Origin of the sequence: Brachybacterium timonense (genome assembly GCF_900258505.1) — a bacterium.
Classification (GTDB): domain Bacteria; phylum Actinomycetota; class Actinomycetes; order Actinomycetales; family Dermabacteraceae; genus Brachybacterium; species Brachybacterium timonense.
The window spans coordinates 1209780-1226346 of record NZ_LT984895.1; the positions used below are offsets into that span (position 1 = coordinate 1209780).

General features: G+C 69.0%; 15 protein-coding genes and 1 riboswitch. Of the genes, 6 read left to right on the forward strand and 9 right to left on the reverse strand.

What is annotated here, in order from left to right; all coding sequences use genetic code 11:
- Positions 1 to 111 precede the first annotated feature (111 nt).
- Together C8271_RS05240 and C8271_RS05245 are read right to left on the reverse strand one after the other, a co-directional pair.
- Entirely contained in the window at positions 112 to 1944 is a 1833-nt protein-coding gene (locus tag C8271_RS05240) for an ABC transporter ATP-binding protein (RefSeq protein WP_106506419.1), read from the reverse strand.
- The gene (locus C8271_RS05245) at positions 1941 to 3752 is read right to left on the reverse strand and encodes an ABC transporter transmembrane domain-containing protein (RefSeq protein WP_245920916.1); all 1812 of its coding nucleotides are present in this window, start codon (positions 3750 to 3752) and stop codon (positions 1941 to 1943) included. The genes C8271_RS05240 and C8271_RS05245 overlap by 4 nt, the downstream gene beginning before the upstream one ends.
- Positions 3753 to 3997: 245 nt before the next feature.
- Here C8271_RS05245 and C8271_RS05250 point away from each other — a divergent pair, with 245 nt between their 5' ends.
- The 4 genes from C8271_RS05250 (at position 3998) to C8271_RS05265 (ending at position 6881) form a co-directional block, all read left to right on the forward strand.
- Positions 3998 to 4615 (forward strand): mycothiol-dependent nitroreductase Rv2466c family protein, encoded by a 618-nt coding sequence (locus C8271_RS05250; RefSeq protein ID WP_106506420.1) that lies wholly within the window; start codon positions 3998 to 4000, stop codon positions 4613 to 4615.
- 65 nt (positions 4616 to 4680) lie between these two features.
- Positions 4681 to 5154, forward strand: coding sequence for a ribose-5-phosphate isomerase (locus tag C8271_RS05255; RefSeq protein ID WP_106506421.1), 474 nt, complete (start codon positions 4681 to 4683; stop codon positions 5152 to 5154).
- Positions 5154 to 6251, forward strand: a complete 1098-nt coding sequence (locus C8271_RS05260; RefSeq protein WP_106506422.1) for an Fpg/Nei family DNA glycosylase — start codon at positions 5154 to 5156, stop codon at positions 6249 to 6251. Before C8271_RS05255 ends, C8271_RS05260 begins: the two co-directional genes overlap by 1 nt.
- A gap of 96 nt (positions 6252 to 6347) precedes the next feature.
- Positions 6348 to 6881, forward strand: coding sequence for a GNAT family N-acetyltransferase (locus tag C8271_RS05265; RefSeq protein WP_245920918.1), 534 nt, complete (start codon positions 6348 to 6350; stop codon positions 6879 to 6881).
- Positions 6882 to 6894: 13 nt separating this feature from the next.
- On the opposite strand, the gene C8271_RS05270 is transcribed toward C8271_RS05265, so the two are convergent.
- The 6 genes from C8271_RS05270 to C8271_RS05295 form a co-directional block, all read right to left on the reverse strand.
- A complete protein-coding gene (locus C8271_RS05270) occupies positions 6895 to 7326 on the reverse strand; it encodes an ankyrin repeat domain-containing protein (RefSeq protein ID WP_106506423.1) in 432 nt (143 codons plus the stop codon).
- Positions 7327 to 7352: 26 nt separating this feature from the next.
- Positions 7353 to 9650 (reverse strand): ATP-binding cassette domain-containing protein, encoded by a 2298-nt coding sequence (locus C8271_RS05275; RefSeq protein WP_245920919.1) that lies wholly within the window; start codon positions 9648 to 9650, stop codon positions 7353 to 7355.
- Between the two features lie 4 nt (positions 9651 to 9654).
- Positions 9655 to 10272 carry an ECF transporter S component gene (locus tag C8271_RS05280; protein ID WP_106506425.1) on the reverse strand — a complete coding sequence of 206 codons (618 nt, stop codon included), beginning with the start codon at positions 10270 to 10272 and terminating at the stop codon, positions 9655 to 9657.
- Positions 10273 to 10313: 41 nt separating this feature from the next.
- A riboswitch (TPP riboswitch) is annotated at positions 10314 to 10421 on the reverse strand.
- A gap of 195 nt (positions 10422 to 10616) precedes the next feature.
- Positions 10617 to 11126, reverse strand: a complete 510-nt coding sequence (locus C8271_RS05285) for a hypothetical protein (protein WP_245920921.1) — start codon at positions 11124 to 11126, stop codon at positions 10617 to 10619.
- Between the two features lie 62 nt (positions 11127 to 11188).
- Positions 11189 to 13207 carry a M13 family metallopeptidase gene (locus tag C8271_RS05290; RefSeq protein WP_106506427.1) on the reverse strand — a complete coding sequence of 673 codons (2019 nt, stop codon included), beginning with the start codon at positions 13205 to 13207 and terminating at the stop codon, positions 11189 to 11191.
- A gap of 27 nt (positions 13208 to 13234) precedes the next feature.
- On the reverse strand, positions 13235 to 14020 hold the full coding sequence (locus C8271_RS05295; RefSeq protein WP_106506428.1) for a hypothetical protein: 786 nt from the start codon (positions 14018 to 14020) through the stop codon (positions 13235 to 13237).
- A 177-nt stretch (positions 14021 to 14197) separates the two neighbouring features.
- On the opposite strand from C8271_RS05295, the gene C8271_RS05300 reads away from it, so the two are divergent.
- A complete protein-coding gene (locus C8271_RS05300) occupies positions 14198 to 15235 on the forward strand; it encodes an ADP-ribosylglycohydrolase family protein (RefSeq protein ID WP_106506429.1) in 1038 nt (345 codons plus the stop codon).
- Positions 15235 to 15966 carry an endonuclease/exonuclease/phosphatase family protein gene (locus C8271_RS05305; protein ID WP_106506430.1) on the forward strand — a complete coding sequence of 244 codons (732 nt, stop codon included), beginning with the start codon at positions 15235 to 15237 and terminating at the stop codon, positions 15964 to 15966. Before C8271_RS05300 ends, C8271_RS05305 begins: the two co-directional genes overlap by 1 nt.
- A gap of 126 nt (positions 15967 to 16092) precedes the next feature.
- Here the strand turns inward: C8271_RS05305 and C8271_RS05310 are convergent, their stop codons facing one another.
- Positions 16093 to 16410: a hypothetical protein gene (locus C8271_RS05310; RefSeq protein WP_106506431.1), complete on the reverse strand. Its 318-nt coding sequence runs from the start codon at positions 16408 to 16410 to the stop codon at positions 16093 to 16095.
- Between the last annotated feature and the right edge of the window lie 157 nt (positions 16411 to 16567).

Genomic DNA, 16567 nt, shown 5'->3' on the forward strand with positions numbered 1-16567 from the left:
CTGCCCCGGGGCTGGGGCACCCGCTTCACGGTGCCCGGGCTCGATCCGCGCCGAGAACGTCGGGCCCGGCCTCCCGCGCCAGCCTGTGCTAGCCCACAACGCGGGCGGGGCTCACGCGCTCCACGCTTCCCACAGCCGCGCGTACACGCCGCCGCGATCGACCAGCTGCCGATGGGTGCCCTGCTCCACCACAGCACCGTCCTCCATCACCAGGATGCGGTCAGCTTCCTTCGCCTGCGACAGGCGGTGGGCGACGATGACCGTGGTGCGGCCACGCGCCACCTCGATCGCGGCCCGCTCCAGCACACGGGCGCCCGAGGAGCCTTCGTCGGCCGTGGCTTCGTCCATCACCAGCACGGCGGGATCCTGCAGCACCACGCGAGCGAGCGCGAGCTGCTGGGAGCGCTCCGCTGTTAGCCGCTCGCCCTTCTCACCCACTTCGGTGTCGAGGCCGTGCGGCAGGTTCTCCACCCAGGCGTCCGCCTCGACGATCCGCAGCGCATGCCACAGCTCCTCGTCGGTGGCGTCGGGGCGGGCGAGCGCGAGGTCCTCCCGCAGCGGCCCACGGAAGACGTGCACGTCCTGAGAGACGATCGAGGCGTGTTCGCGGACCGCTTCCAGATCAGCGTGCGTCAGGTCCGCGCCGCCGTGCAGCACACGGCCGTGCCGGGGCACGAGCGTGCCGGCGATGATCGACGCCAGCGTTGACTTGCCCGCTCCGGAGGCGCCGACCAGGGAGATCGTCTCCCCGGGGTCGATCTCCAGGTCGATCGGGCGTAGCACGGTGCGCTCCGTTCCGTCCTCACTCACCGTGTAGGCGTGGGAGACTCCCTCGAGCCGGATGGATGCGTCCGCAGGGCGTTCGCTGCCGGGGGAGGCCGCCGGATCGATCGAGTCGATCACCCCCACCATGCGGGCAAGGCTCGCCCCGGCGGACTGCACATCATCGAGGTTGAAGATCAGCGCGAGCATCGGCCAGAACAGGGACACCAGGTAGATCGCGGCCGCGGTGACCACCCCGAGCGGAGCCCCGCCCTGCACCATCAGGTATCCGAACAGCACCACCAGCGCGAGCGCGATGTTCTCCGGCACGTTGATGTACACGATCAGGCGGCCCACCAGGCGCATCACCCGCATGAGGAGGATCGAGGCGGTTTCGGAGAGCACCGCCACGTGGCGAGTCTCGCGACGCTCGATGCCGTAGGCATGCACGGTGGGAATGCCGTGGATAGCGGAGAGCAGACCCTGGGCGCGGGCGCCCTTGGCGATGCGGTCGCGCCGGTACAGCGGGGCGGTGCGGCGCAGGAACCACATGGCGGCGACCGCGTACATCGGCACGACGACCAGCACGAGCAGCAGCAGCCACGGCGACAGCGTGGCCATGCCCACGATCGTCACCAGCACATAGAAGCCGAGCTGGATGAGGTTCGGGACCAGGTTGTTCACTGCGCGGGCGGCGACGTCGACGTCGTCGGCCACGCGGGAGAGTGCATCACCGATGCCGGTCTGCTCCATGCGTTGGGCCGGCAGATCCAGGGCGCGGTCGATCACCTCTTCGCGCATCTGTGCGAGGATCCGCTGTCCGAGCGCGGAGACCAGTGACCAGCCGAGCGCGGCCAGCACAGCCTGGGCTGCACCGAGCCCCACGATCTTCCCGCCGAGCAGCCAGATCTCGGTGCTGCCCGCGCCGGAGTCAACGAGATCAACGGCTGCACCGATCAGGCGCGGCATGATCGCTCCAGCGATCGCCCCGGAGATCGTGACAGCCAGGGTGAGCGCGGTCATCGCCCAGAAGCGACGCAGGCGCCCGAGCACGAAGCGGATCGCCTCACCCAGGGTGGCGATCGGCAGCAGCTGGGCGTGCTCAGCGAGCTGCCGTTGCGCGGTCGCGTCCTCGTCCAGGATCTCCTCGAGGGAGCGATCCCAGTCCAGTTGCTGTGTCATCGCTGCACCATCTCCCGGTAGTCCGTGCGCTCCATCAGATCGGTGTGGGATCCGGACGCTTCCACAGCGCCGTCCTTCACGAACACCACGGCATCGGCGTGATGCAGCAGGGCGGGGGAACGGGTGAGGATGAGCGTTGCCCTGTCCTCCTGCCGCCTGGCCGCTGTGAGTGCCTCGGCGATGTGCTGCTCGGTGACGGCATCGACGGCCGTCGTCGGGTCCTGAAGCACGAGCACCGGGGCGTCGGCTGCGACAGCGCGTGCCAGAGCGATCCGTTGGCGCTGTCCGCCCGACAGGTTCGCGCCGCGATCCAGGATGCGGGTGTCATAGCCGTCGGCGAGGATGCCCAGCAGGTCCTGGGCGCCCGCCGCGTGCAGGGCTGCATCCGCCCAGCTGTCGTCCGAGCCGTCGGTGGGCACGTCATCGCTGACGCGGGTGGCGAGCTGATCGCGCAGCGTTCCGTCGAAGAGATCCACCACATGAGGCTCCACGAGCAGATCCGCGCGCAGCTGGGTTCGGTTCTCTGGTGAGATGGGGCGGTCTCCTAGGAGGGCGCCTGCGTCGGTGCGGCCGCTGACGGCGTCGATCACGGAGTCGGCGTCGCGCACATCAGCGCAGGCGAGGGCCACCACGGTGCCATCGGCCACGGTCACATCGAGCCCGTGCAGCGTGCCTGACTCCAGGCGCGGCAGGTGAAGGCCACCGGCTGCGGGCCGACGGGACGTGCGCGCGCCAGCGCCGTCGCCACGATCGTCGCGCTGCGTGGTCAGGTGGCGCACGGATAGGTCTGGCTCATCGATGGTGCGTCCCATATCCGCCAGCAGGTTCCGTACGCGACGCGCGGAGGTGGACATCGACGCCCACCACACGGGAGCGCCGGACAGGCCCTGCAGCATGCCCATCACGTTGCGGGCCACCCCCACCACCGCGATCAGCACACCGATCGACAGCGCGCCCTCGATCGTGCGCAGGCTCGCCAGCACCACCACGGCGGCGAGCATGATCGCGGTGACCATCGTGGTCAGCCCGGAGGACAGACCGGAGAAACGGGCGTTGACCAGGGCGGCGTTGAGCGCGATCCGGGAACGGCGGCGGTACATGGCACGGGCACGGGACTGCACGCCAAGGCCCTGCAGCACACGCAGTCCGTGTACGAGATCAGTGGCCGTGGCGGCAGCTTCTGCCGCCTCAGACTGTTGCTCGTCATAACGCCGTGACAGGGTCGGGGTGATCACGCGGATCACGAGCACCATCACCACGATGCCCAGCAGCATGGCGAGCCCCAGCCACGCATCCAGCACGGTCAGCCAGATTGTGGCGCCCAGCACCGCGATAATCGACGGCACCACCCACGGGAGCATGTCCAGCAGGTCGGAGGCCTTATCGGCATCGGACGTCGAGATCGACAGCACCTCACCAGCGGGGCGATCGATCGCGCGGGAGCGGGGATCCAGCACAGCGCCCGTGACGGCCACCCGCAGCCGGTGGCGCTCGAACAGCACACCCTGCTGCGAGGCGATGAATGTGCGGATCCAGATCCACATCAGCACCAGGCGCATGAGCACGAGACCGAGCACGCCCAGGACGGTGACGGTGAAGCTCCCCGGCACGATGCCGCGGTCGATGATCAGACCCAGAGCGACGGGTACGAGCATGTCGCCGCCCTCGGTGAGCACGGACAGTGGCAGCACCCAGGAGAGCATCCTGCGGTTGTTGCGCACCATGGAGCGCATGACGCCGGGGCGGGGTTCGGGCGCGGGTGCGTTCAGTTTCTCCGCGCGGCGGGGGAAGGGTGAGAACAGGGGCACCGCTCCATCCAATCGGTCAGTGACCGGGCACGGCAACGCATTTTTTAGGAGTTACGCGTCGCGCGCGTCACGTCGCGCAGGATGACGGTTTCCGGTGCCTGGCCGTGTGCGGCGTGGCGGGCTCGAGAGGTGCTGCATGCCGGGGCCGAAGCCGGCCCGTACGGCTCGGTGCGCATGCAGCCTGCGCCGTCGGCGCAACGGTGCCACAATGGAGCAGATGTCCCCGAGAGATCAGGAGTGACCTGGTGAGCGAGCGCACCGTCGAGCTGTTCGTCGACCCCACCTGTCCCTTCGCCTGGATAACCAGCCGCTGGCTGCTCCACGCAGCCGCCGTACGGGAGATCACCCCGCGCTTCTCTCTGATGTCGCTGGCTGTGTTGAACGAGGGCCGCGACCTGGATCCCGGCTACCGTGCGCACATCGACGATGCGTGGGGCTGTGCCCGTGTGGGGGTGCGCGTTGCCGAGGATCACGGTCCCGACGCCTTCTCTGACTGGTACACCGCCTGGGGCGAGCGCTACCACGTCGGCGAGAACCATGACCGCCGCGCAGTCGCCCACGAGGCTCTTGAGGCCGTCGGCCTGCCGCTCGAGCTCATGGAGCATTACGACCCCGTGCCCGCAGACGAGACCGATACCCAGCTGCGGGCCGCGCACGAACGCGCCATCTCCCTGGTGGGCGACGATGTGGGCACCCCGGTGATCTCCTTCGGCACCGGCACCGCATACTTCGGGCCTGTCATCTCCCCGGCACCCAAGGGCGAGGACGCCGGTCGACTCCTCGACGGCCTGCTGGCGATGTCCAGCGTGGAGGGCTTCTACGAGCTCAAGCGTTCCCGCACCGGCGGCATCGACTTCTCCTGATCACCCAGACCCCTCGTGGGCGACGCCAGCGTCGCCCACGACTGAGCGGAAAGAACGGCACACGCATGCGCATCCATATCGGCACGGACCACGCTGGCTTCGAGGTGAAGAATCGTCTTGTCGACGTCCTCACCGCCCAGGGCCATGAGGTCACCGACCACGGTGCCCACACCTTCGACGCGCACGACGACTACCCGCCGTTCTGCACGTCCGTGGGGGAAGCCGTGGTGACGCAGCCGGACTCGCTCGGCATCGTGATCGGCGGCTCCGGCAACGGCGAACAGATCGCGGTGAATAAGGTCCGCGGAGTGCGCGCGGCGCTCGTCTGGAATGAGGAGACCGCGTGTCTGGCTCGCGAGCACAACGATGCGAACGTGATCGCCATTGGCGCCCGGCAGCATTCCGAGGAGGAGCTGGAGACGCTGGTGACGGTGTTCCTCAGCACGCCGTTCAGCGGCGAGGTGCGCCATCAGCGGCGTATCGACCTGATCGCCGAGTACGAGAGCACCGGCACATACTCGGGTTCCGACGCCGACTGATGCCCGAGGGCCACACCGTTCACCGGCTGGCTCAGGCTTTCCGCAGCGGGTTCGCTGGCCAGCGCGTGCGCACCTCGAGTCCGCAGGGCCGTTTCACGGATGCGGCGCTGCTGGACGGCGAGGTGCTGCGCGCCGTTGAGGCCGCCGGCAAACACCTGCTGCTGGAGTTCGCTCCCGACGCTGACGTGCCGATCACATCGCCCCTTGTGCGATGGGTGCATGTGCACCTGGGGCTGTACGGTTCGTGGACCTTCGAGGGGGATCCCGGCTTCGCCCTCGGTCATGCGATCGGTGCGCCGCGCGTACGAGTCGGTGAGCGTGAGCAGGCGCAGACCGACGCTGACGCAGCCGGCAGCACGGGGTCTGAAAGGCGGGACACGGCCGACGGGGCGGTCACCGGGCGTGCTGCCTGGCGTGAGCGTGCACCACGCGACACGGTGCGGCTACGTATCCGCGGCGAGCACGGCATCGCGGACCTCACCGGGCCCACCGCCTGCGAGGTGCTGGACGCCAACGGCCGCCGTGCTCTGCTGGACCGGCTCGGCCCCGACCCTCTGCGTGAGGATGCTGACCCTGCGCGTTTCGTGGAGCGGGTGCGCCGCTCCCGCACCGCCATCGGCACCCTGCTCATGAACCAGCAGGTGATCGCCGGGGTGGGAAACATTTATCGAGCTGAGGCGCTGTTCCGTGCACGATTGGACCCGTGGGTGCCGGGCACCGACCTGAGCCGCGGCATGCTCGAGGGCATCTGGGAGGACCTCAGCGTGCTCATGGCGTACGGCGCCCGCACCGGGCGGATCGTGACCTGCCAGGTGGAACATCGCGACGTGGAGGCCCGCATCGTCGAGCGGTCCCGTGGCACTCGCCAGAACGGGGACGAGGACCCGAACGTCGTGCCGCGCGAGAAGTCGTTCTACGTGTACCACCGCCAGACCCTGCCCTGCCGGGTGTGCGGCACGACGGTGCGTAGCACCGATATGGCGGGCCGCACGGTGTTCTGGTGTCCGCGCTGCCAGACGGTGCGGTCACGTCGCGCTGGGTGGAGCCGCGAGAATCCGGCCGCCGACTGGGCGCTCCCGTCGGAGTCGAGCCCGTAGTACCGTGCGGGCAGCTGCAGCCGAGCCGCACGGGCTGCCTTGCGTTATCTCGATCGTCCCTGTGTCTCTCGTTCGTCCCCATGATCGGAGCCTCCTGTGCACGAGACGGTGATCCACCCCGAGACGTCCGCCCCGGACGCGGACACGGGCGCTGTGCTGCGGCGCGCACACCTGCGGGACATCGACCCGTGCACCGTGTATCTGCTGGCGAAGCTGCGTCAGGACGTGTTCACGCTCGAACAGGGCGCCACGGACCCTGACCTGGACGGCCGTGAGTTCGAGGACACCACCACACTGCTGTGGATCGAACGGCCCACCGACTTCGCGGCAAGTATTGGGCTTCAGTGCGAACCGGTGGCGCTGGTGCGTGTGATGCGCCAGGAAGACGGCTCCATGCGGATCGGACGCCTCGCGGTGCGCAAGGAGTACCGGCGCGACGGATACGGCGGCCGCATCATGCGCGCCGCCCTCGACGTCACCCATGAGGTCGCGCCCGAGCAGGACGTGAACATCGACGCCCAGGCCTACCTGGAGACGTGGTACGAGTCGATGGGGTACGAGACTGTGGGCGAGCTCTTTCTCGAAGCGGGTATCGAGCACGTGCCGATGCGGTTCCGTCACCCACGCTGACCGCAGCGCGGGCTCAGTCCACGGGGCCCGTCGGCTCCGGGAAACGGGCGGCGATCGCCTGGTGCTGGAAGAACACCGCCGACTCTCGCGCCGATGGCGTGCCCAGATCCGGGTCAGCCCCCGCGTCCAGCAGTTCCTCGACCACATCATTGAACCCCTTGAACACGGCACCCGCCAAGGGGGTTTGGCCGCGGTCATTCATGAGGTCCACGTCGGCGCCGCGTCGCGCGAGTTCCCGCACGAGCTGTGCGTGCCCGTGGTACGCGGCGAGCATGAGCATCGAGTTCCCGTCGGCGGAGCGCATATCCACCGGGGCACCCTGGTCCACCAGCGGCAGAAGACGGGCAGCGTCCCCGGTGCGGGCCATGTCCAGCATCGAATGGGCGAGCTCCACCACCGCGTCCTGAAGCTGATCAGCGGGTAGATCGACATCCTCGGCATCCATGCGTTCAGCCTACGGGGCAGGGCCGCTCACAGCACCAGCATCTGGGCGGTGAGCGGCCACACGAGCAGCAGCACGCCGATCAGGATGCCCACCACGTCGGCCGCCCGGAACGGGGCTGGCAGCGCCCAGGTGCGCTGATGGGCAGTGGCAAATCCGCGGGAGTCCAGGGCGAGCGCCTGCTGCTGAGCGCCGCGCAGACTCTGCACGAGCAGGGCAAGGGTGGCGGAGGCGAGCAGGCGCACCGAGCGCCCACTCCCCAGGCCGCGCAGCCGACGGGTCTGCACAATCACCTGCCATTGCTGGTCGAGCTGGCTGGCACGGACCAGTCCCGCCACCGACGCCACGACAGGTCGCGCTGGTGCGCGCAGCCGCTGCCCCAGGGCATCGCCAAGCGCTGTGGGGTCGAGAGCTCCCAGCGTGAGCACGCCGGGGGCGACGAACACCGTGATCCGTGAGGCTTCCTTGAGGCCCACGAGCCACGCGGCACCGGAGAGCGAGGCTTCAGCCCCCAGCAGCGCGGTGGTCCACGCGAGGCTCGCCGCGGATAGCAGCACGGGGGTGAGCCTCAGTAGAGCACCGCCAAGGCTGCGCACGGTCAGCGGTGCGAGCAGCAGTATCGGCACCAGGGCGAGCACACCGCCCTGCCAGGTCTGCACCGCGAAGGACCCGGCTGCGCCCAGAATCCCGATCAGGCACAGGGTGAGCGGATTCAGACGATCCGCGGGGATCACGGGGCGGTGCACCACTGGCACTACCTGGCGCCGGGGCTCCTGCGTGGGGGAGGGGAACCCGTTGCGCGGTGCTGAGAAAAGCGCGGGAGCCATGCCCTCGGATTCGGCATCGCCCAACGTGATGACATGGTTCGCCAGCGGTACAAGGCGCGGGTCGTGGGAGGCGACGACCACCGCCGTGCCCTGTGCCCGCGCCTGCTCCACCAGGGTGAGGACCGCGGCGCAGCGCTGCGCGTCCAGCCCGACCGTCGGCTCGTCGAGCACCAGCAGCCGCGGGGCAGAGGCCAGGGCCGCCCCGATCGCCAGGCGCCGCTGTTCACCGCCGGAGAGCGTGTAGGGGTTCGCGGCGGCAAGACCATCCAGCCCCGTCGCATGCAACAGCTCGTTGGCGCGCTGCTCATCGTCAGCCCACCGTGAGGCCAGCAGCTCCTCCCGGACTGTCGGCGCGACGAAGGAGTGCTCAGGATTCTGCGGCACGAACGCGAGCTGCGCAGGATCCGGGCGCTGAATCTCTCCGCTGAGCGGGGCATCGAGGCCGAGCAGTACACGCAGCAGACTCGTCTTCCCACTGCCGCTCGGTCCGGTGAGCACGTGCATCTGCCCGGGCTGGAGGGCGAGGCTGAGGCCCGTCAGGAGCACGCGCGCCTGAGGGTCGCGGCCACGGCGTCGCCGACGCCGGGTGCCGACGCTCAGATCGGTGGCCGTCAGCACGGGCGGCACGGCCGCGCCCGGGGACGCATCGCGGGGGCTGTCCGTGGGCGTCTGTGTCAGGCCAGTCTGCCCGGCGTGAGCGTCAGTCTGATCCGTCGGCTCCGACGGGTCCGCCGGGTGGTCCTGTTCGCTGGCTGCCGGTGGTGGGGCCGACGACGGCTGGGCGGTGAGCGAGGCGGGGCGTGGTAACGCATCCGGTGCGGCGTCCTGCAGGATGCGGCCCTGCTCACCCAGCACAATGACCCGATCCACGTGGTCCCACCAGGCGGCCGCATCATGATCAGCCACCACCATCGTGCGCGTGCGGGCTGCATCACGCACGGCTGCTCGCACCCGCTGCGCCGCGGCGGCATCGAGCATGCTGCATGGCTCATCCAGCAGCAACACTCCCGGATGTAGAGCGAGCGCACCGGCGAGGGCGATGCGCTGCTGCTGCCCGCCGCTGGCCTGCAGGGGGTCGCGGTCAGTGTCGAGATCGACGGCGGCATCGCGCAGCGCAGTGGCGACCCGGGCATGGATCTCAGCGCGATCCACCTGTGCGTTTTCCGGGCCGAAGGCGGTATCGCGCCCCACATTCGCGCCGACGAGCGCGTCGGCGGGATTCTGCAGCAACAGCGCCCGCTCACCTGGCCGGGACGGGGCCGGCATGCTGCCGGTGAGGTCTCCCGCCGTCGGGTCGAGCAGCCCAGCCAAGGCTTGCAGCAGGGTCGACTTGCCGCTTCCGCTCGCGCCGGTGAGCAGCACATGCTGCCCGGCGGGGATCTCCAGGCTCACGGCGTCCAGCGTCGGCTCCCGGCGCGAGAGAGGCCGCCACGTGAGTTCGCGCAGGCTCAGCGCCGTGGCCCAGCTGAGCGGAGCCACGGGGGAGCGATCGTCGCTCACCGGATCACACCCGGTTCCGCTCAGCCCTCTCACGCCCGGCGGGCAGGGCATCCAGCGCACCGGTTGCCGCGAGGGCACGTGTAGCAGCGTGACCCAGCACGCCGCACAGCACGGCACCGGACAGCAGGAAGAAGGCGAGCATCGCCAGGGAATACGGCCAGCTCATCTCCATGTAGTACGCGGCCTTCTCCCAGCCCCACTCCAGCAGCGCGGCGAGCACACCGCCGAGCATCGCCACCGGCAGGGTGAAGCGGCGGTAGCGGGTCAGCAGGAACGCGAGCTCCACGCCGCCGCCCTGCATGAGGCCGGAGATCGCGGTGCCCCAGCCCCACGGGCTGCCCAGCAGCATCGACAGCACGGCGGCGATCATCTCCGCGAGCAGCGCAGCGCCCGGACGGCGCACGATCAGTCCGGCCAGCACAGCGGGCAGGAACCAGATACCAGCCAGAATGCCCTCGGCCGGTTTGAAGGCGGCCGTCAGCGGGTCGATGAGGGTGTACAGCTGGCCGTAGCCCAGGAATGCGACACCGAAGGCAACGCCGATTCCGACGGTCACCAGCAGGTCGACGGTGCGGAACCCGGTGCGTGCTGCGTCGGTGTCATGGGTGGTGGTGGATGTCATCGTGCTCTCCTTCCAGAACTCGGAAGGGGCGCGCAGAACTCTGCGCGGGAATCCCGACTCCCTACGCCGGTATGAACCGGATCAGGTTCGAGGGTCAGCGCCGGTCGGCACACTCTCAGCACCCCGTTGGTGCTCCCCTGTCATGGATGACCGCACCAGTGTACGTGCACGTCGTGGCGATTTCGGTGATTCCGTGCACTGGTGATGTGTGATCTGGGCACGGCCCGGCGCCACGGCGCGTCATGAGCGGCTGGATGCGGTCGCGATGGCGGCTGCACAGCAGCGACCCGGCTGCTGCACAGCAACTCCACGGTTGCTGCGTGCCGGCGCGTCGCCGTGGTGCATCACCGTCGGGCGCGGATCGCCTGATCCACCGCGGCAGCAGTTGCCTGCGGATCCTCGGGCGAGAGCAGATAGTTCACGCCCTTCCGGCCGATGATCTCCACCATGGTGCCGGCCTTCGTGGCGAGTATCCGGTATCGCTCCTGCGGTTGATCCGAGGTGCGGATGCGGCCCGTGCCCACCGCCGTGAGGTCGTCCGCCTGCGGGGTGAACACCAATCCGCGTCGCCAGCCGACGCCGCCCACGGTGGTGCCCAACTGTGAGGCGGGCACCTCACGCAGCTGCACGGAGCGGAAGTCGTGCACGTCCCAGGTGCGCTGCGGCCAGAATCCGCCCAGCGACACCGTCACCCCGCGGTCATCCACCACGAAACGCGTCCACAGCCGCATCCACTGCCATAACGCCAGCAGAACGCACAAGGCCAGTACGGCCCACAGCAGCGGGCCAAGGCCGGGCAGCGCACGCATCCACATCAGCGCCACCAATGCGGCGCCGCTGAGCAACGTGATCACGATGCGGCTCCATCCGACCATCCCCGGCCTGGTGGTGCCGACGTAGAACGGCGGCGCGGGCCTCACCAGATTGAGACCCTGTCCTCGGGCGCGCGGTACATGCCGTCCCCGTCACGCACATCGAACGCCTGATGGAACTCCTCCAGGTGGCTCGCCGTGGTGTTGCAGCGGAACTCCTGGGGGGAATGCGGATCTGTGGCCAGACGACGGATGGCCTCCTCCGCGCGGTTCTTTCCGCGCCACACCGTGGCCCAGCCCAGGAACAGGCGCTGCATCGGGGTGAAGCCATCGAGCTCGGGGCCATCCGCGCCGCCGCTCATGCGGTACGCCTTCACCGCGATCGACAGTCCGCCCAGGTCACCGATGTTCTCGCCGACGGTGAGGGCACCGTTGACCCGGTGAGCATCGTCCAGGTCCCGCGGCGAGAGCTCGGAGAACTGCTCGATCAGCGTGCTGGTGCGCTGTTCGAAGGCACTGCGATCCTCATCGGTCCACCAGGACACGAGGTTGCCGGAACCGTCGTATTTCGACCCCTGGTCGTCGAAGCCGTGGCCGATCTCGTGGCCGATCACCGCGCCGATGCCACCGAAGTTCACGGCATCTTCAGCGTCGGCGTCGAAGAACGGCGGCTGCAGGATCGCAGCGGGGAAGACGATCTCGTTGCGGCCCGGGTTGTAATAGGCGTTGACGGTCTGCGGCGTCATATGCCACTCATGGTCGTCGATCGGGCCACCCACCTTCGCGAACTCGAAGGCGGCATCGAATCGACGTCCGGCCCGCACCGTCGCCACCAGATCACCCTCGACCACCTCGAGACCGTCGTAGGATCGCCACTGCTCGGGGTAGCCGATCTTCGCAGTGAAGCGCCCCAGCTTCTCCAGCGCGCGCTCACGGGTCTGCGGCGTCATCCAGGTCAGCTCGCTGATCGACGCGCGGTACGCCTCCTGCAGCGCCTGCACCAGCTGCGCCATGCGCTCCTTATGCTCCGGCGGGAAATGCCGCGCCACATACAGCTGCCCCACATCGAAACCCACGAGGGTCTCGACGAAGCCGACGCCGCGCTTCCACCGTTCACGCAGTTCTTCCGCGCCGGAGAGCACCTTCCCGGTGAAGGAGAAGTTCGCGTCAACGAAGGCCTGCGACAGATACGGCGCGTACGAGGAGACGACATGGACCGCAAGCCACGTGCGCAGCACGTCCACCGGTTCGTCGGCGAACAGGTCGGAGGCGGCGCGAACGAACTCCGGTTGACTCACGCATACCTGTTCGAACACAGCCGGATCCGCCCCCGTGCCCGCCACGAACGCGTCCCAGGGCAGACGCGGCGCAAGGTCGCGCCGCTGCGCATCGGTCATCGGATTGTTCGATGCCGCGCGGTCGCGCACCCGCACCACATCCACGTGGCAGGCCGCCAGACGGGTCTCAAAATCCATCACCGCGCGCGCCTGGTCAGCAGCGGAGCCGATCACGAGCCCGGTGCGGCCCGGCAGGGACGCGAGCTCAGCGAGCTCAGCCAGATGCCGCTCGTAGGCCTGCCGGATCGGCGCATAGCTGTCTTCGCGATAGTAGGACTCATCCGGCAGTCCCAGGCCGGACTGGTGGAGCTTGACCTGGTAGGCCGTGGAGTCGTTGTCGTCGGTCCACACGTAGGCGGCAAGCAGCCCGGTGCCGGACTCGGGCGAGGACATGACACGGGTGATGGCCTCGTGATCGTCGGCGCTGAGGATCTGCTCCAGCAAGGGCTCAAGCGGGGTCGAGCCAGCCTGCTCAATGCGCTCGGTGTCCATGAACATCGTGTACAGCGCACCGATGCGCCGCGCAGCGATCGCCTGCGCATCCGTGTCAGCGCCGGTGGCGTCCCCACCACGGGCGGCGCACTCCTCGACGATCTCGCGTACGCGCTGCTCCGACAGGTCACGCAGGCGATGGAACTCGCCGTCGCTCGAACGATCCGCCGGGATCTCGTGCTCAGCCAGCCAGCGGCCGTTGACGTGTCCGAACAGGTCATCCTGGATGCGGATCGAATCATCGACGGCGCTGAGGTCGAGTCCGGAGCGGGAACGGGCATCGGCGGTGGTCACAGTGATCTCCTTCGCACGGAAAGATGGTCAGGCGGTGGTCATGCCCAGGAGGGCGAGGGCGAGCGTGAGCGCTCCCAGAGCCAGTGGCGCATACGCCCAGGCGGAGCGCGAGCGTGTTGCGGGGGAGCGGCGCTGCAGCATGAGCGTGGCCATGGACGAGGCGAACGACAGCACGAACGTGCCGATCACCATCATCGGCGCCAGGCACACGAGCATCGTCGCACCGATTTGGAACAGCGCGGTGGCCAGAACGTCGATCAGACGCATCAGCACGGTGGAGCGGGCGGAGACGCGCTCTGTGAGAAGGGTCGCCACTGCCTCCTTCCCCCACAGTGATGGAGTGGCCAGGCGGCGCCGCGTGGAGATGGTCTGAACTGTGGCGACGATAAGCCACGCCAGAGCCGCTCCGAGCCCGACCCACAGGCCCAGTGGGCCGCGATCCTCAAGCGGCCACAGCACGTACGCGAGCAGCACGGCCCCGACTCGCAGCGCCTCTTCGATGCCGGAGCGGAAGGCGAGCAGGCCCGGGTTCACCACCAGGCGCACCCGCATCCGCGTCACCACCAGGCTTGTGATCAGTGTGAACAGCAGCTGGAAGCCGCCCACGGCTAGTCCCACCAGCAGCGGCAGTGGTGTGGTGGGGGCAGCAGCAAGTGATGCGAGCACCAATGCGAGGGCCAGGACGGGGATCAGCAGTGCCAGCAGCGATAGCCCGCGGATCAGTCCCTGGACGAGATCGGCGCCCGACGGCGCATGATCGTGCCCGGTGTGGTCGTGGTCGGCGCAGCAGGGCGCACCCTCGGTGGTGGTCATTCTTCTCCTCGGTCGAACCCCTCCAGGGTAGTCGCCACGTGGGCTGTGCCGATGGCCGCGCTGTGCGTCACGACGCTGTGCCGTGCATGGCGTCACGACGCTGAGCCGCCACTGCCTGGTTTGCCACACCCGAGAGCGCAAACCTTTCATCCGCCGGTGTGGAACGATAGGTCCGTGATGGATCAGGGCACGACCGGGCGCATTGCGGCGCTCACGGAGCGTCAGCGCGAGAGGGCGCTGGGTGCTGTGGTCGCTGCCGCCGCCGGTGATGCACTGGGCGCCCCGTATGAATTCCTGGCGCCGATCGCGGATTCCGATGACGTGGAGATGACCGGTGGAGGCGTACTCGACTGGGAGCCCGGAGAATGGACCGACGACACATCCTTGGCCATCGTCGTGCTGGAAGCGGCCGCCGCGCATCCTGACCATGATCTCTTGGCCGACAGTGCCCAGGACCAGATCGCCCGTGACTGGTACACGTGGTCGCTGGGCACCCCCGATATCGGTGCCCTGACCTCGACTGTCATGCGCAAAGCCGCAGCCCGGGCCCTCGAGAACGGGCACCAGGCCCCGCGCGCTGAGGACTTCCGTGCCGCGGCCCTCAGCGCCCATGAGGAGCTGCCACTCGTGGCCGGCAACGGTGCGCTGATGCGCACGTACGCGAGTGTGCTGCCCAGCCTGAGCCGCACCGACGCTGAAGCGGTCCGCACGATCGACACGATCTGTCGGCTCACTCATGTGCACCGGGACGCCACGGAGGCGAGCATCCTGTGGGGAATGGCGGTTCGGCACGCCATTCTCAGCGGCAAACTCGACGTGCGTGTTGGCCTCAAGCACCTCGATGCTGAACGGGCCGGGGCCTGGCTCACACGCATCGAAGAGGCTGAGTCGGCGCCGCCGACCACGTTCCGCCGCAACGGCTGGGTGGTGGGTGCTTTCCAGGCGGCCTGGTCCTCCATTGCCTTGCAGCTGCCGGTCCCCGAAGGGAAGTTCGCCCAGCGGGAGATGCTCTCTCGTGTGCTGGAGAACGCCGTACGCACCGGATACGACACGGACACGGTTGCCTGCGTGGCCGGGGCGCTGATCGGCGCGGCCTTGGGACCAAAGGCAGTGCCGCCCGAGTGGCGGCGTGCCCTCTTCGGCTGGCCAGGCTATGAACTGACTGAGCTTGTGGGGCTGGCCCGACGTGTGCTCGACCCCGCCCAGGAGGTGTGATGACTGCTCGAGATCCCCGCGCGCTGCGGGTGCTCGCCTGGAACCTATGGGAGCTGCGTGGTGATCTGCGCGCAGCGATCGACGCGATCCGTGACCTCGACCCGGACGTGCTGCTCATGCAGGAGGCTCCCCGCTTCGTGCTGCCGACGGTCCGTCTGCGCTGGTTCGCCTCGCAGGTGGGCATGGATGTGCTCGTGGGTGGCGCCGGTGGCCGGGGGCTTGCGATCCTCGCTGGCGAGCGGGCCGCGGCGCAGGTGATCCGCCGCGGCATGCATGCGGTGCGCCAGCAGATCACGGATATGAATTCCACGTATCCGCGAGGGGTGGCAGCGGTGCGACTATCGGTGCCGGGCGGTGGTGCGGTGGTTGTCTCCTCCATCCACTTCGCTCTGCAGGAGCCGAACCGGCTCGCCCATGCCCGGCACCTGGCGGAACTGGTGCGGGGCGCGGGGTGCCCTGTGATCGCCGGTGGCGACCTGAACGAAGAGGCCACGGGGGCGGCGCGCACACTGCTTGAGCCGCTGCTGCGCGATCCGGCACCGCAAAGTGAACTGACGTTCCCGGCGCGCCGTCCGCAGCGCCGCATCGACGCGGTGCTCGTAACGGACGGGATCCGTGTCCATGAGGCGCACGCCGTCACCAGCACCCGCACCGTTGCCGCCGACCGTCTGCGGGAAGCATCCGACCACCTGCCCACGCTTGTGGACGTGAGCGTGCCGCGCGCACATTGACCGGCGATCCACGCGTCCAGACTGAGTGTCGACCCGCCGCGCACAGCCTGAACGGCGGTCCCGCCGCGCACAGACTGAACCGGGATTCCGCCGGTGACATGGGCCTGCCGGTCGGGCCAGCACCGTTCAGGTGACCGGGCGGTGTCCCACCTCGTCCAGGGCGTGCATGGCGCGCCGCGACGCATCGAGGGGACCAGCCGCCTCACTCACGGCGGCACGTCCAGCGTGGGGATGCACCACCACCCACCGTGACCGGCCCGCGCGGCGCATGCGGCCGATCTCGATACCCCGCCCGCCAGGCAGGGGGATCAGCAGCGCGCCACTGGGGCCCTGCTCGATGCGGCCAGCCAGCTCGGGGCGAGCGCGCACCAGCGCCGTATGGATGGCGTCGCGCTGTCGGCGGGTCTGCTCGGATGCCTGCGCCTCGGTGATGCTCTGCGACATGTAGATGGCCTCTTCCCGATCATCGTCGTGCCTGGCGCCACGTCTTCCTGCGCCATTGTCGGGAGGCTAGGTGAGGGGTCCGACGAACGACACGCCCGGGGCTCCGGTGTGATCCGGCGTAGCCGAGGCGACATGGCGCAGGTTTCGCCAGAGTGTG